The organism is Polaribacter porphyrae (assembly GCF_002954685.1).
GTDB lineage: Bacteria > Bacteroidota > Bacteroidia > Flavobacteriales > Flavobacteriaceae > Polaribacter > Polaribacter porphyrae.
On record NZ_MSCN01000001.1, the window covers coordinates 3,594,103 to 3,609,745 of the forward strand.

Genomic DNA, 15,643 nt, shown 5'->3' on the forward strand with positions numbered 1-15,643 from the left:
TAATAAAGAAAATTAATAATAGATATGTTTATAAAATTAATTATTAATATTTCTTGCATAATTAATTAATTATTTATTTATTAATTTGATGTAAATTAATTATAAAATATTTACACTATGAAAAATTTATTCTTTATTGCATTGTTCAGTTTAGTATTTATGTCTAGTACTACTGTTGAAAAAGAAATTAAAAGTACGGAATTTAAAAATTTTGAAATTGAAGAAGCCATGTTTTTTGGCTGTGGAAGTGAAGGAAATGATTGGTATGATATATATAGAGAGCAAGGAGATTCTCATAGAGAGGCTAGAGCTAAAAGAAGAGCATTTGTAAGAAAATGTAGAGGAGGAGGATGGAAATGGGTTTTTGGTGTTTATACCTTTGATACTATAGGTTTATAAAATTATATTAATTTTTATTTTGTAAAAGTTTATTGTTAATTCAATAGACTTTTTTTGTTAAATTAAAAAAAATGAAAAGTAAAATATTATTAGTATTTCTTCCCTTATTGTTCATATCTAATGTGTTACTATCACAAAATAAAAAACATTATGCCAAAGCTAAAGTTAGCTATGAGGTAAAAACACATATGGATAAAACAAAAAAAAGCTATAAATTAATGTTAACTAGAATGCCCGAATTTGTAAAGAAGATAGAAACAATAGCCTCAGAATTTGACTTCTCATTAATGTTAAACGATTCTATTTCTATATTTTTTTTAGAAAAAAAATTATTCTCAGATAATAATGCAGCAAGTTTTGCAATTATAGATGCTGGTTATTATGGACGTGTTAAACAAAAAGCAGATAACTTCCTTACAGAAGAACTACAAGAAAGCTTTGGTAGATTTTTGGTATCGCGTTCTTATCAAAAATGGGAGCTACACAAAGAAACCAAACAGATAGGAGAGTATTTGTGCTTTAAAGCCACTACATTTCACACTACTACTAATCCAAAAGGTAAAATATTTAAATGGAATTTTACAGCATGGTACACACCACAATTGCCTTATAAATTTGGTCCCATAGGGTATGGAAATTTACCAGGTTTAATCATAGAATTACAAGGTGATAAATTTACCTATGGTGTAAAAAAGATTGAATTTTATAAAGATGGGGAAAAAAGTAAAAAAAATAAAATGCCAAGGTTAAAAAGGCTAAAACGTATTACAGAAGATGAGTTTGAAAAATTGGCTGCAGAGGACGAAAAACGTTGGCGAAAGCGTAATGATTAATGCTTTCTCCCAAATAGATAATGGTTTTTAAAAAACTAACGGTTTTCTGTTTTATATTTTTTACGGCTATACTTGTTGCGCAAAAAAATACTATAATCATTTCTGGTAGAGTTTTAGATAGTTTAGCACAACCTATAGTAAAAGCTACTTTAATTGCTAAATCTAAACAAGCAAATGTTAAAACAAATTATTCTATTACAGATGTTAATGGGTATTATAAACTTAAATTACAGAAAGGGGTAACCTATCAATTAAGTATATCACACCTTTCATATAAAACTTTACAAAAAGAAGTTACATTTTTAGAAAATGATGCTCATTATTCAGTTGTTTTAAAAATTAAAGCAGAAAGTTTAGATGAAGTTATTATTAATTATAAATATAAACCTATTGAAAAGAAGAAAGATACAATTACTTATAATTTAAAGGCATTTACCAATGGTAATGAGTTTAAGATGAAAGATGTCTTGGAAAAGTTACCTGGTGTTAAAGTAGAAAATAGCACAGTTAAAGTACAAGGAAAAACTGTAACAAAATTACTCGTAGAAGGCAAACCTTTTTTTGATGGTAGCACAAAACTTGCCATAGAAAACATACCTGCTGATGTTATGGATAAGATTGAAATCATATCCAACTACAAAGAAAGTGAACTCTTGAGGAACTTAGCCGATAATGAAGATTTGGCATTAAATGTAGTGCTAAAAGAAGATAAAAAGAACTTTATGTTTGGCGATATTGAAACAGGTTCTGGAGTTGCTTTAGATGAGTTTTATAAATTGCATCCTGCATTGTTTAAGTACAATCCAAAATCAAACTTTAGTTTTATTGCTGATGTAAATAATTTTAATGACAATAGTTTAAGTTTTAGTGACCTTTCAAGATTAGTTGGTAATACAAGTAATTTGTTGAGACAAGGAAGTTCTGCTAATAGTTTACTAAGTCTTGCAACTGGTAATGAAGAACGTTTTCAATCTTTAACACGTTTTTCTGCTTTTAACTTTCAAAAAGAAATTAGTGATAAATTTACCATTTCTGGGTATGCTGTGTACTCTAACAATGATATTCAAAACAAAGCGAACTCTTTAAGAGAATATATAGTTGATGATACTTCTATAGAAGAAAATAGAGAAGATTTTAGCAATACAGCTAATAAATCTTCCATGTTTACTATAAAATTAGACTACGACCCAAGTAGCAATCAAAAGTGGCTGTATAATGCCAACTACTTAACCAATAGTTCTCTTTTCGATAAAGAATCAATATCAACTTTAGAGGATGCAAACCAATTTCTTACAGATACTAATGGTGATAACTATAATTTTTCACACAATTTAGAAGGGTATTTTAGAGTGAGTAAAAAGCACACAATGGGTATTGCTTTTTATCAAAATGTAATCAAATCCAACTCAATTGATAGTTGGTCAAGTAATAATATTTTTTTAGATAATTTTTTACCCTTGCAAAATACTTCTAGTTATCAAATACTTCAAAACAATAGTATAGATGCACAACAAGTTAGTTTTTTAGCCAAAGATTATTGGTTAGCGAGCAGGTATTTTCATTTGTTTTATGATGTAAGATATTCTAAAAAAAACTCTACAATCCGAACTAACATAAGTCAAGCATTACCTGATGAAACCATTGTGAAATTTATAAATTTTGATAATAATAACATTTTAAAACTTTCTGATGTAAATTTCGGGATTGGTATAAAATCACTTATAGGAAAGTTGGAGTTTACTCTAGAAGGCAGACCACACTTTTATAATTTTAGTAGAGTACAATTAGACAATGCTACTTTTTTTATAGAGCCCAAACTTACACTCTCTTATAAAATAGATGATGATATTGAATTAGATTTCGATTATAATTATAGCAATAATTTTTTGAATGATTTAGACTATTTAGAAAATTTAAAAATATTGAGTTTCAATGCTGTTTTGCAGGGTAATCCTAATCTCGTAGATGAACGTTCTCACAATTTTGGTATATTTTACAGCAATTATAAAAATGTTGATGATTACTTTTTTAGTTCATCTTTAGATTTTAGTATAAACAATCCTGTACGAAATAATGGAGTTTTTCAAGATGGTATAAATCAACTAAATGCACCTGTTTTATTGAGTTTAGCAGAACAAAGCTTGAGTTCTTTTAATGAGTTTGGTTTAGTATTCAATAAATCGAGTTTAGATTTTACTTTTAGTTTTGATTGGTTTAAAACTAATCAGGTTATCAATAATAACGTTACACAAATAAATTCTTATGAATATTACTTAAAAACAAAATGGTTGTATAAGTTAAGTAAAGCATCACAACTTAACTTACAGTACAAATATTCTGGTTATGATGTTGTTGCTGAAGGAGACAATAACTCAAGTGAGCATACGTTTTCACTAAACTTTGATACAAAACTCTTTAAAAACGTAATTTTTAGAACTGATTTTTCTACAAATTTTGTCACTAATTTTGATGAAGGCACTCAAAACTATACTATACAAAACTTATTTTTAGGGTATTCAAAACCAAATAGTCCTATTTCTTACAATATAAATTTTAAGAATATTTACAATAATGGTGTTATTGTTAGAAATACTTTTGGAAATAATTTATTTATCTCTAACCAAGTATTTACCTTACCAAGAGTCTTTTTGTTTGAACTAAACTATAAGTTTTAATTCATTAGGATTGTTTCTTGTTTTTATCAACTATATTTAAATCATATTTTAACAAAATGATAAAAAAATGGTTTCAAAATATTGGTCCAGGTACTTTGGTAGCAGCAGCATTCATTGGCCCAGGTACAGTAACATTGTGTACCTTGGCTGGTGTAAATTTTGGCTTCAATTTATTGTGGGCAATGTTACTATCTATAATTGCAACTATTGTTTTACAAGAAATGGCTGCAAGACTGGGTATTATTTCTCAAAAAGGATTGTCACAAGTTATTAGAGAAGAAATTAAAATCCCATTTTTAAAACAATTTATAACCATTTTAATTTTAGCAGCAATTGTAGTTGGTAATGCTTCTTATGAAGCAGGAAATATTAGTGGTGGAATTTTAGGGTTAGAAACTGTTTTCGGTGAATTCAAATACAATTTTGACGATTTTTCAATCAATTTAATGAGTATTATTATAGGAGTTATTGCATTTGCATTACTGTATATTGGTAATTATAAATTCCTAGAAAGAGCTCTTGTTACATTGGTTTTACTTATGAGTTTTTCATTTATTATAACAGCAATCGTAACCAAGCCTAACATTCTAGAAATTTTTAAAGGAATGTTTGTGCCTAAATTTCCAGAGAAAAGTTTATTAACTATTATTGGTTTGATAGGTACTACTGTTGTTCCATATAATCTGTTTTTGCATGCTTCATTGGTAAAAGAACGATGGCATAAAAAAGAAGATTTAAAATTAGCAAAAAAAGATACTATTGTTTCAATTATTTTAGGAGGATTAGTTTCTATGGCAATTATAGTTTCAGCAGCTTCAATTCCATCAAAAGATATTTTAAATGCTGCAGATTTGGCTGAAGGTTTAGCACCTTTGTATGGTGAATTTGCTAAATACTTTTTAGCTTTAGGTTTATTTGCTGCAGGAATAACTTCAGCGATTACAGCACCTTTGGCAGCAGCTTATGTAGCAAAAGGATGTTTAGGTTTTAATGGTAATTTACAATCTAAATCTTTTAGAGCAGTTTGGATGATTATTTTATTTTTAGGTGTTTTGTTTTCTTCAATAGGTATAAAACCCATTGAAATTATAAAATTTGCCCAAGTTGCAAATGGAATGCTGTTGCCCGTTATTGCAGGTATTCTATTATGGATTATGAATAAAAAGAATGTTTTAGAAAACTTTAGAAATACGAAAATGCAGAACATTTTCGGTTTTATCATTTTAGCAATTACTATCTTTTTAGGAGCCAAAGTAATTTTAAAAGTGTTCAATTTATTATAAAATGAAGATAGATATCAATTGTGATGTTGGAGAAGGAATATTAAATGAACATTTAATAATGCAATATATCTCATCTTGTAACATTGCTTGTGGAGGACATTTTGGAGATAAAAATTCTATTGATAAAACAATCAAACTTGCTATTGAAAATAATGTAAAAATTGGAGCTCATCCTTCTTATCCTGATAAAGAGAATTTTGGTAGAAAATTGATGCAAATTTCAGATAATGATTTACGAGATAGTATTTGTAGCCAATTAGATTTGTTTTTAGAAAGACTTTCTAAAGTTGATGTGAAATTACACCATATAAAACCTCATGGAGCTTTATACAATGCAATTGCTATAGATGAAAAATTAGCCACAAAATTTATAGAGATTACTAAAGAATATTTAAATGATGTTTTTTTATATGTATCATATAATTCTGTTATTGAGAAAGTTGCTTTAAAAATGAATATCAAAATTAAATATGAGGCTTTTGCTGATAGAAACTATACTGATAGTTTAACTTTAGTTTCCAGAAACCATAAAAATGCTTTATTGATTGATAAAAATGATGTTTTTAATCATGTATTAAATATGGTAAAATATCAAAAAGTAAAGACAATTTCAGGTTTAGAAAAATTGATAAAAGTAGATACTTTTTGTATACACAGTGATACTAAAAATGCACTAGAAATTGTGAAATATCTGCATCAAAATTTAGAAAAAGAAGGTTTTAAAATTGAGTAATAAAAATCTTACATATAAAAAATTTGGAGAAAAGGCAATTCTAATTGAATGGCACCCTATTATAAGTGATGAAATTCTGAACGATATTCTGCTATTCGAAGAAAAAATAAGATTCAAAAAAAATATAGAATTTTATGATTTAATTCAAGGTTATAATTCATTAACCATTATATATAAGAATTTTATTACTGATTTTGAAAAAGAAGTTCAACTTTTAAAAATTATTTATACATCACTTTTAGAAGTAAAAAAACAAAATTATTATCAATGGGAAATTCCTGTATGTTACGATTTAGAATTCGGAATTGATTTAGAAGAAATCTCACAGAAATCAAATCTACAAATCCATGAAATTGTAAAATTACATACAAAATCTATTTACAAAATTTTCTTTATTGGTTTTTTACCAGGGTTTTTATATTTAGGTGGTTTAAGTAAAAAACTTTTTTTTGATAGAAAACCCAATCCTAGATTAAATGTTCAAAAAGGTTCTGTTGCAATAGGAGGTAAGCAAACAGGAGTATATCCTAACAATTCTGCAGGAGGTTGGAATATTATCGGTAAAACTCCAATTAATTTTTTTGATGTTGAAAAACAGCATCCATGCTTTGTAAAAGCTGGAGATTCTATAAAATTTAATTCTATTTCTTTGGATGAATTTCGTTGCATAGCAACAGAAATCAAAGAGAAGAAATATCAACTTTTTAAAACTTTACTGAATGCTTAAAGTTTTAAAATCAGGTTTTTATACAACTATCCAAGACAAAGGGCGAGTGGGTTTTGCATCAAAAGGTATTCCTATTTCTGGTGCTATGGATTCGTATTCAGCTGATTTAGCTAATAGTATTTTAAACAATTCATTAAACGATGCTGTTATTGAAATCACTTTAGGAGCTTGTCAATTTCAGTTTTTTGAACCTGTTGTTATTGCTATTTCTGGAGGTGATTTTTCTCCAAAAGTTAATAATCATAGAATTCAATTAAATAAAAGAATCTATATAGAGAAAAATTCAATTTTATCCTTTGGTAAAGTCAATTATGGTGTTCGTTGTTATGTAGCAGTAAAAGACGGATTTCAATCAGAAGTAAAATTAAAAAGTAGAAGTTTTTATCCAAACATCACTAAAGATTTTATCATTAGAAAAAATGATGAGATACCTTATAAGTCTTTTACGAATAATTTAAATACTTCAAAATTATCTGTCAAAGTCAATAAAAATCATTTTGAATCAGAGGTATTAGAATGTTACAAAGGTTCAGAATTTGATTTGCTAAATTCTAGTCAACATCAAAAAATTACAAAGCAAACATTTACTATTTCTAATGACAATAATAGAATGGGGTATAAATTGAATGAGGTAGTTGCCAATGATTTAAATCAAATATTAACATCTGCGGTTTTAGCTGGCACTGTTCAATTAACACCTTCAGGAAAATTGATTGTGCTAATGAGAGATTGCCAAGTTACAGGTGGTTACCCAAGAATATTGCAATTAACAGAAGCATCTGTAAACAAATTAGCTCAAAAAACAACAAATACTTCACTTCAATTTTCGATTGTTGGCATTTGAGTTAACATTCATTTTATTTGAGTTAAGCTAAACTCAACTCTTAATGTAGTTTTGTATTGTAATTATTAAGTACATCTTAATTTACAACTAAAAAGTTTAACCATTAAAACATTATAAAATGAGTAAGAGTAGCAACACAATATTAGGATTATTAGCAGGAACAGCAATTGGAGCAACTTTAGGTGTACTATTTGCACCAGATAAAGGTGTAAATACAAGACAAAAAATTGCAGATGAAGCCAATAATGCAAAAGATAAGATAGTTGAAAAAGCATCAGAAGTTAAAGAAAAAGTAGCTTCTACATATACAGATAAAAAGGAAACTTTAGATTCGCAATTAGAATCTGTTGTCTCTAATATGAGTCACAAAACTGAAGATGTTATTACCACTTTAGAGAAAAAGTTGAAAGACTTGAAAGAGAAAAACAAGAAATTACAAAAGACAGCCTAAAATATGAGTATTTTAGAATCTATAAAAAGTACTTCTGAAGATGGAGTTGATATTGGTAAAAAGTATATAGATGCTTCTTATGAATATAGTAAACTAAAAACATTTCAGATTTTAACTTATTCTTTAAGTACTTTAAGTAAACTTTTTTTAATAGGAGGTTTACTTTCAACAGGATTGATTTTCTTGTCTGTAGCTGGAGCTGTAGCACTTGGGGATTATTTAAATAACATGTCTTTAGGATACTTGTTTACAGGGCTTTTTTTAATGATTATTGGACTTTTAATTTATATTTTAAGAAAAAGAATAGATAAAAAAATAATTATTAAGATGTCCGCTCAATTTTTTGATTCTAAAAAATAAAACCATTATGAAAACGTATACTTCATTTATTGAAATTGAAAAAGATTTAAGAAAGTTAGAACTTGAAAGAGATATTGCTAAAGAAGAATTAAAAATTGTAAAACATAATTTTGAAGATTTTTTGAAACCAGTTAACTGGGTTACAACAATTTTAAAAGCCATAAGTAAATATGGTGTTTTATTAATGATAAAAAGAATTTTTAAATAAAATTGTTTAGAATAAAGAATTTATAGTGGTTGGTTGATTTTTAACCCTAGTATTTCAATGAAATATTAGGGTTTTTCTATGCTACTTGTTTAAGTTGTTTTTTAAATTGATTTGGTGTTAAACCATATTTTTCTTTAAAGATTTTAGAAAAATAACTTCTACTACTAAAACCAATACTATATACAATTTGAGAAATGTTTAAATCAGTTGTTTTTAACATGTCTCTAGCAGATTCTAAACGTAAATGTCTAATATATTCAGTTACAGTTCTATTGTACAAGAACTTAAAACCATCTTGCAATTTTGCTTGAGTTAAACCAGATTTAAAAGAGAGTTGCTCTAAAGAATACTCTTTAGCAGGGTTCTTAATAATTGAGTTGCTAACTTTTCGAATAATCTTTAGTTCAGTTTTGTTTAAAGAATCTGGTATCGTTTCGCCCGATAAAAGTCTATTATGTTGCTGAATATGAAGTGATAAAATTTCATAAACTTTAGCTTCTATTTTTAAGATACGCAACATCCCTTTCGCTTTTATTTTATGCAAACCTTTAATAAAATCAGCCATTTTAAGGTTTAAGGTTCCATAATGAGAAAAACGATTGTCATGATCTGTGTCTACAAAAACTTCATATAATTTTTTATTTAATGTAGAAACGTTTGTAGTTCTCTTCTTTAAAAAATGTTTTCTTACAATTTGAATTACATTAACATCTAAATCGATGTCTTTAGGAAAACTGATAAAGTTGTAACCACCATCTTTATTAGTAAAGATTAAAGATTGAAATTGCTCAACCATCTTCTCTTCATTATGAACGCCAAACCTATGCTTTAAATTACCTAATGAAGGGTAAATAAAACGAATGGGATTAAACTCTTCGTGAGATTTTATTTTTAATTCAATTTCTTTATGAAATTTAATCTGAAAATCTAAAAGGTTTACCCCCCAATCAAAAGGGATATATTTTATATTTCCAAAAGCATTTCCATTATTAACAAATAAGTTAAATTCATTCCATTTTTCAGTGATATTCCCACCAATCTCATCTTGCATTTGAGATAAAAAATCTTTTGGGCTATCAGCAATAATTTCAATATTTATCATAGTTATTTTCAGTTTTTGCATATAGCTTTACAAACTCATGTAAATTTAGTCAAATTTAGATATAATGATTATTAAAAATAGTATTATTCTAATAAAATTTAATCTAATTCCATACTCAAGAAATTCAACTATCATTTATGAATAAGTTAGAAAATTATTTAAGCCCAATTAAGTTATTAGAAGATATTGTTTAATAGCTATAGATAATTTTAAATGAGTCAATGTAAAATCTATATAAGTTAAGTTTACACTCCTAATTGTAGTAATTTTGACATGGAAGGAATAGAGACTATCACTATTCAAATTATTAACTTTAAAAAAAAAAATTATGTTACGTTGGACAATCACATTTATAATAATCGCATTAATTGCAGCAGTATTAGGATTTGGAGGATTAGCAGGAGCAGCTGCTGGAATTGCTAAAATCTTATTCTTTGTATTTTTAGTATTATTTGTAATCTCATTAATTAGAGGAAAAGCAACTAGTTAAGCTAGACAATATATATCTAAAAATCGTTAGGTAACTAACGATTTTTTTTATGCAATAAAATTATACTTTTTAGCAATTTCGATTGCTTCTTTACTAGAATCTACCATATAAAAAGGAACATCAGTATAATTTTCAATTAATTTTTTTATTCTAGTAATTCTCTTTTCACTTTTTACACTTCTTAAAAAAATTGCTTTTATTCTATTTGGATGATTTTTTGCAATTTCCATATAAATATCTGCATCGTGTTCACCTGCATCACCAATCAATATAAATGGAAGTTTTTGATATGTTTTTAAAAGATTGATGATTTCTTTTTGCTTTTGAGGTTTTTCACCTTTTCCTTTGATGAAGATGTTTTTCATAGTTCTTAATAAAATAGCACCTTTTGGGAAATCATTTTTAGTTAAAAAGAACTCCAAATATCTATACAAGTTCCATGGACTATGGCTAACATAAAATAAAGGATTTGCATTTTTACCAGATTTGCCTAAATGCAACAAACTATAAAAATCAGAAGAACCCTCTAATGCTTTTCTTTTAAATGGCGACTTAAAAAAAGTGTTTATCAATAATTTCCATTTTAATTTTGACACAACTCCAGTATGTAAAATAGTATCATCGATATCACTTGCCACACCAAATTCTGCATTTTTTGATGGGATTAATAATTCTCCAGAAAATCGATTATCATTATTAATTTTTCTTTTGATATTTTCATTGGTATAAGAAACTTCAAAGTATAGCCAACCCTCACTATTTGCTAATTTATCTAAACCTTCAATAGTTTCATCAACTAGAAAATAACCATCTTTATCTGTGGCTGTATGTATTTTAAAGTTGTTGGGTAATGTTATGGTTAGTGCTGTGTTTTTTATTTCATCACTTTCAAAACGTTTCCAAGAATTAATCAATAATCGAAAGAAATTTCTACTTTCTAAATTTATTTTTTCATCTTCTAAAGCTCTTCCTCTAGTATAAAAATGATTATGCGTTCCATAACTTTGAAATACTATTATTTGTAAAGAATCTTTTGAAAATAAACCCATATTTTTTATTTGTAAGATATAAAATGAACAAAAAAGAGTTACATTTTACTTTAGTTTTTTTATGATTTATTAAGAAATTAATTTTATACTAAAATCAATTTTAAGATTGATTTATGTGAGTTTGTAAATAGTTAAATTCTTTTGTAAATGCAAAAAATATAAAGAATGATAAAAACTCAAAAAACGAATCATTATAATTTTGAGCCTAGAATAATATTGTGAAAATTTAACGAAGAATTTATTTGGTTTTTAACTCAGTTATTTGTTGTACACAGTTTTTTAATATTCATCTTCCATAGTTTTATCAATCCAATCTATGAAATTTTTCCATTTATAATTCGGGTCAGATTCAATTCCGTTCGAGTTATGGTCAAAAATCACTATGGGAAATTCACTTTCAGAACTCCGATTGTCAAAACAATAAAAATCGCCATTATCTTGTCTAAAAGGTGTTAGATATTCAGGGAATCCTAATTCCGCGTAATCTTTTAGAACCTCCTCCAAATTCATATAAGGTTCAAGTTCTTTATTCGCAAAACCAAATCCGTCAAAAGCGAAATCTCCAAGTGGAATTTCTTTGCAATATTTAAGCTGAAATTCAACAAATGATTTGGGAAATTTACAATTATATTTTTCAATTAATTCATTCAAGTCCTTTTTATTCGGTTCAGGACAATTCGCTGGGAACGCTGGTTCTCGGTCGGAATATTTTGCTTTTATATCTTCAAATGTCATTTTTGGTCAAATTGTGTACAACGTTGTTGTATAAGCTTTGTTGCATGTTTTAAGTGATGAATTTAGTAAATAAAATATAAACTAAAAAAGTTCGAGAGGACTTTCGAAAGTAGGCAAGAAGCCAGCAATAAAGTTTATACAGCTTAAGTTTGTTTTTTAATAATTTTGATAAATAATCAGAAAGAATAAAAGAGAGAATTAAGGTTAGTTTACACGGTTGAGCCTAGACTCAGACAACACTGATAATCCTCTCTCTTTTCTACTACAATTACGTTCAGTTCTGTGAGACTTTAGCTCTCGATTTTAAAGCCTGTGCCGAACTTGATTCGGTATTGTTGTGAGTAAAGTAGATTGTTCTTTCCTAAAACATTTTCTTATGAATAAATATAGTGAAACTTTTGGAATTGACATTAGTAAAAATGTCTTTGATTGTTATGGTAGTACACAAGGTCATTTACAATTCAAAAATGATGAACTGGGTTTTAAGAAGTTTGAAACTGCTTCACAATTGTGTAGTTATGCAGGAATAACTCCCACAATTAGAGAAAGTGGAAGCAACGTAAGAGGAAGAGCAAGAATAAGTAAAGTAGGCAATAGAAAATTACGGAACTTACTTTTCTTATGTTCTTTTAGTGCTTACAAACATAATAAAGGTTGTGCAGCAATTTTTGATCGAATAACAAACAAAGGAAAGAGTAAAAAGTTGGCTTTAATAGCGGTTTCCAATAAACTATTAAAACAATGTTTTGCGATTGCAAAACCAGGTATTCCTTATGATGCAGGTCACGTTTCAATTTTAAAAGTGAAATAAAAACTAAAAAGAAATATGAATAATTATAGCTTGTTGAATTGGAAATAAATCGACCAAAGGAGATTTGTTCTACTTCAACAATGCAAGGAAAAATAGTGCCTAAATTTAACGAAGAATTTATTTGGTTTTTAACTCAGTTCTTTGTTGGTAACTGGTTTTTTATTCTTTCCTTATTTGTATTTCATTTGTAACAAAGCTATATTCATTTAAGTCAATTCCATTTTGATAGTATTTGATTTCAAATATAAAATTGTCATTATTTTCAGGGGCTTCTTTTAAAACAAAAATAAGTTCATTAGCAACACTTGGATTCGTGTTTATATATTCTATTAAGTCAAACTTTTCATAATATGGAAAACTGCTGAAGTGGTTCAAGATTAAAACATCAAAAAGTTGATTTATATTTTGACCTGACTTATTCATTGAATTATAATCATTGTTAGTATATATTTCAATATTTGTTATTTTTTCGTCAGTCTTTGGTGGAGCAGGACTACAAGCATAAGAATTTTCAACAAAAATATTTTTTATTTTATTTTCTTCGTAAGCAAAATATGTTTCAATTTCAGCAGTTATTCTTAATGAATATTCTTCGTAAGAAACAGAATTATTTTCTATTTCTGATAATTTTATTTTATATTTTTCATTTAAAACTTCAATTTGTAATGTTTCTGAATTTAGAGAAGATATTTTAAATTTATTCGGAAAAGGTCCACAATCATCTTCACAGGAAATTATTCCCAAAAATAAAATTATGATGTAACTTCTAATAAAAAACTTAATTTCCTTTTTCATTTTGTTTTCAGTTTTTACTTGTTGCCAACGTTTTGTTGTGTATGATTTGTAGCGTAAATTTAGCTAAAAATAACCAACAGTTATAGACTTTTATCTGTGCGAGGTTTTTCGTAGGAAAAACTTTGCAAGCAATAAATTATACACCTCTTAAGTTTGTTTTTTAATAATTTTGATAAATAATCAGAAAGAATAAAAGAGAGAATTAAGGTTAGTTTACACGGTTGAGCCTAGACTCAGACAACACTGATAATCCTCTCTCTTTTCTACTACAATTACGTTCAGTTCTGTAAGACTTTAGATTTCGATTTTAAAGCCTGTGCCGAACTTGATTCAGTATTGTTGTGATTCCAGTAGATTATTCTTTCATAAAACATTTTCTTATGAATGAATATAGTGAAACTTTTGGAATAGACATTAGTAAAAATGTCTTTGATTGTTATGGTAGTACACAAGGTCATTTACAATTCAAAAATAATGAATTGGGATTTAAAAAGTTTGAAACTGCTTCACAATTGTGTAGTTATGCAGGAATAACACCCACAATTAGAGAAAGTGGAAGTAGCGTAAGAGGAAGAGCAAGAATAAGTAAAGTAGGCAATAGAAAATTACGAAACTTACTTTTCTTATGTTCTTTTAGTGCTTACAAGTATAATAAAGGTTGTGCAGCGATTTTTGAGTGAATAACCAACAAAGGAAAGAGTAAGAAGTTGACTTTAATAGCGGTTTCCAATAAACTATTAAAACAATGTTTCGCGATTGCAAAATCAGGTATTCCTTATGATGCAGGTCACGTTTCAATTTTAAAAATGAAATAAAAACTAAAAAGAAATACGAATAATTATAGCTTGTTGAATTGGAGATAAATCGACCAAAGGAGATTTGTTCTACTTCAACAATGCAAGGAAAAATAGTGCCTAAATTTAACAAAGAATTTATTTGGTTTTTAACTCAGTTCTTTGTTGGCAATAGTTATTTTTCTAACTTCATATAAAACAAATCTGTCCCACCAGTATTATTAGGAATGTTAAAATCTCCATCAGTGCCATTTGTATTTCCTATTAGATAATAATAATTATTAAATTCTTGTAGAAAGAAAAATACTTCTCCATCATCTATGCTGCCTATCTCCCTTTCAAATAACTCATCTAAATTTTCATCAAGGATTACGAATTGAGATTTTTTTCTGTTATTAACAGAAGAAGAATAACTATTACTACCTGCAATTCCTATTCTATCGTTTTCAAATAAGGATAATTTTAAAGAGTTTCCAGGAGAATTAAAAATTTGAGAATTAATTAATTTACCTTCGGAATTAAATAATCTAAAATCATAATCTATTGGTCTTTTATTAAAGTTAATTACTGTCATTAAAATATTACCATTTTCAAAAACTAAACTCTGGTACGCTGATTTTCTTCCTGAAGTCTCTGTATTAATTAGTTTTATTAGATTTCCTGAAAAATCATAAATTTCACAAAAATGGTTTGAGTAAGAACCAATAGAAGATTCAAAATTATTTTCACCAAAAAAATATATTCTATTTTTTTGAACAATTACTTCGATTAAATCACTGTAATTTCTGCTTGTTTCAAGACTTATTTTTTTTTCTAGTACACCATTCTTTGAAAATTGAATTATATCTATTTTTAATTTAGATGCATTTCCGAACCTACTCTGTCTAATAGCATATAAATCATTATTTTGTTTTTTTATAGAATACCAAGGTTCATTTGAAATGATTTTACTTGAAAGAAAGTTTCCAGTAAAACTAAATGTGTTTTCAAAAATACCTTTTGAATTGCTAGTATAAGAATAAATTAATTTTTCATTTATAAAAAATATATGACCAAGAAGTGAATTTTCGTGAGATTTTGTCCAAGTTATTTCTCCATTTTGATTCAGTAATGACATTTTAAATTCATTTGAATTCCATTCACTATAAATAAATATTGATTCATTATTTTCTAATTCTAAATTCGAAATTACTGAATAAGTTGGAAATAATTTAACAAATTCATAAGTTGAGAAATTATTACTTTCAGAGTTTTCTTTTTCACAAGAGACCAATATGATTAAGATTATTAGAATGATTTTTTTCATATTAACTTTCAATTTAATTATTGCCAACGTGTGTGTGTATGATTTCGT

Annotated in this window: 16 protein-coding genes and 2 pseudogenes; 13 read left to right on the forward strand and 5 right to left on the reverse strand. The window is 27.0% G+C overall.

Annotated elements, in window-relative coordinates:
- Positions 1–117 precede the first annotated feature (117 nt).
- The 10 genes from BTO18_RS16075 to BTO18_RS16120 all read left to right on the forward strand — a co-directional run bounded on the left by BTO18_RS16075 (position 118) and on the right by BTO18_RS16120 (position 8,513).
- On the forward strand, positions 118–399 hold the full coding sequence (locus BTO18_RS16075; RefSeq protein ID WP_105017206.1) for a hypothetical protein: 282 nt from the start codon (positions 118–120) through the stop codon (positions 397–399).
- A 71-nt stretch (positions 400–470) separates the two neighbouring features.
- Positions 471–1,232, forward strand: coding sequence for a GLPGLI family protein (locus tag BTO18_RS16080; protein WP_105017207.1), 762 nt, complete (start codon positions 471–473; stop codon positions 1,230–1,232).
- Between the two features lie 20 nt (positions 1,233–1,252).
- Entirely contained in the window at positions 1,253–3,907 is a 2,655-nt protein-coding gene (locus BTO18_RS16085) for a carboxypeptidase-like regulatory domain-containing protein (protein WP_105017208.1), read from the forward strand.
- 56 nt (positions 3,908–3,963) lie between these two features.
- Complete coding sequence (locus tag BTO18_RS16090) at positions 3,964–5,190, forward strand: Nramp family divalent metal transporter (protein ID WP_105017209.1); 1,227 nt, start codon at positions 3,964–3,966, stop codon at positions 5,188–5,190.
- 1 nt (position 5,191) lies between these two features.
- Positions 5,192–5,923: a 5-oxoprolinase subunit PxpA gene (gene pxpA, locus BTO18_RS16095; protein WP_105017210.1), complete on the forward strand. Its 732-nt coding sequence runs from the start codon at positions 5,192–5,194 to the stop codon at positions 5,921–5,923.
- A complete protein-coding gene (pxpB, locus tag BTO18_RS16100; RefSeq protein ID WP_105017211.1) occupies positions 5,916–6,650 on the forward strand; it encodes a 5-oxoprolinase subunit PxpB in 735 nt (244 codons plus the stop codon). Before pxpA ends, pxpB begins: the two co-directional genes overlap by 8 nt.
- On the forward strand, positions 6,643–7,494 hold the full coding sequence (locus BTO18_RS16105; protein ID WP_105017212.1) for a 5-oxoprolinase subunit C family protein: 852 nt from the start codon (positions 6,643–6,645) through the stop codon (positions 7,492–7,494). Before pxpB ends, BTO18_RS16105 begins: the two co-directional genes overlap by 8 nt.
- A gap of 118 nt (positions 7,495–7,612) precedes the next feature.
- Positions 7,613–7,945, forward strand: coding sequence for a YtxH domain-containing protein (locus BTO18_RS16110; RefSeq protein WP_105017213.1), 333 nt, complete (start codon positions 7,613–7,615; stop codon positions 7,943–7,945).
- Between the two features lie 3 nt (positions 7,946–7,948).
- Positions 7,949–8,305, forward strand: a complete 357-nt coding sequence (locus BTO18_RS16115; RefSeq protein ID WP_105017214.1) for a hypothetical protein — start codon at positions 7,949–7,951, stop codon at positions 8,303–8,305.
- A gap of 7 nt (positions 8,306–8,312) precedes the next feature.
- Entirely contained in the window at positions 8,313–8,513 is a 201-nt protein-coding gene (locus BTO18_RS16120; protein ID WP_105017611.1) for a DUF6327 family protein, read from the forward strand.
- 76 nt (positions 8,514–8,589) lie between these two features.
- On the opposite strand, the gene BTO18_RS16125 is transcribed toward BTO18_RS16120, so the two are convergent.
- Entirely contained in the window at positions 8,590–9,615 is a 1,026-nt protein-coding gene (locus BTO18_RS16125) for a helix-turn-helix domain-containing protein (protein ID WP_105017215.1), read from the reverse strand.
- A 328-nt stretch (positions 9,616–9,943) separates the two neighbouring features.
- On the opposite strand from BTO18_RS16125, the gene BTO18_RS16130 reads away from it, so the two are divergent.
- Entirely contained in the window at positions 9,944–10,105 is a 162-nt protein-coding gene (locus tag BTO18_RS16130; RefSeq protein ID WP_105017216.1) for a DUF1328 family protein, read from the forward strand.
- Between the two features lie 47 nt (positions 10,106–10,152).
- On the opposite strand, the gene BTO18_RS16135 is transcribed toward BTO18_RS16130, so the two are convergent.
- Together BTO18_RS16135 and BTO18_RS16140 are read right to left on the reverse strand one after the other, a co-directional pair.
- Positions 10,153–11,154 carry an App1 family protein phosphatidate phosphatase gene (locus BTO18_RS16135; RefSeq protein WP_105017217.1) on the reverse strand — a complete coding sequence of 334 codons (1,002 nt, stop codon included), beginning with the start codon at positions 11,152–11,154 and terminating at the stop codon, positions 10,153–10,155.
- 279 nt (positions 11,155–11,433) lie between these two features.
- Complete coding sequence (locus tag BTO18_RS16140) at positions 11,434–11,889, reverse strand: SMI1/KNR4 family protein (protein ID WP_105017218.1); 456 nt, start codon at positions 11,887–11,889, stop codon at positions 11,434–11,436.
- Between the two features lie 478 nt (positions 11,890–12,367).
- On the opposite strand from BTO18_RS16140, the pseudogene BTO18_RS16145 reads away from it, so the two are divergent.
- Positions 12,368–12,700, forward strand: a pseudogene (locus BTO18_RS16145) (transposase); the annotation flags it as partial.
- 159 nt (positions 12,701–12,859) lie between these two features.
- Here BTO18_RS16145 and BTO18_RS16150 read toward each other — a convergent pair.
- Positions 12,860–13,495 carry a hypothetical protein gene (locus BTO18_RS16150; protein WP_146106969.1) on the reverse strand — a complete coding sequence of 212 codons (636 nt, stop codon included), beginning with the start codon at positions 13,493–13,495 and terminating at the stop codon, positions 12,860–12,862.
- 482 nt (positions 13,496–13,977) lie between these two features.
- Here BTO18_RS16150 and BTO18_RS16155 point away from each other — a divergent pair.
- Positions 13,978–14,310, forward strand: a pseudogene (locus BTO18_RS16155) (transposase); the annotation flags it as partial.
- A gap of 154 nt (positions 14,311–14,464) precedes the next feature.
- Here the strand turns inward: BTO18_RS16155 and BTO18_RS16160 are convergent.
- Entirely contained in the window at positions 14,465–15,595 is a 1,131-nt protein-coding gene (locus BTO18_RS16160; RefSeq protein ID WP_146106970.1) for a hypothetical protein, read from the reverse strand.
- Positions 15,596–15,643 lie beyond the last annotated feature (48 nt).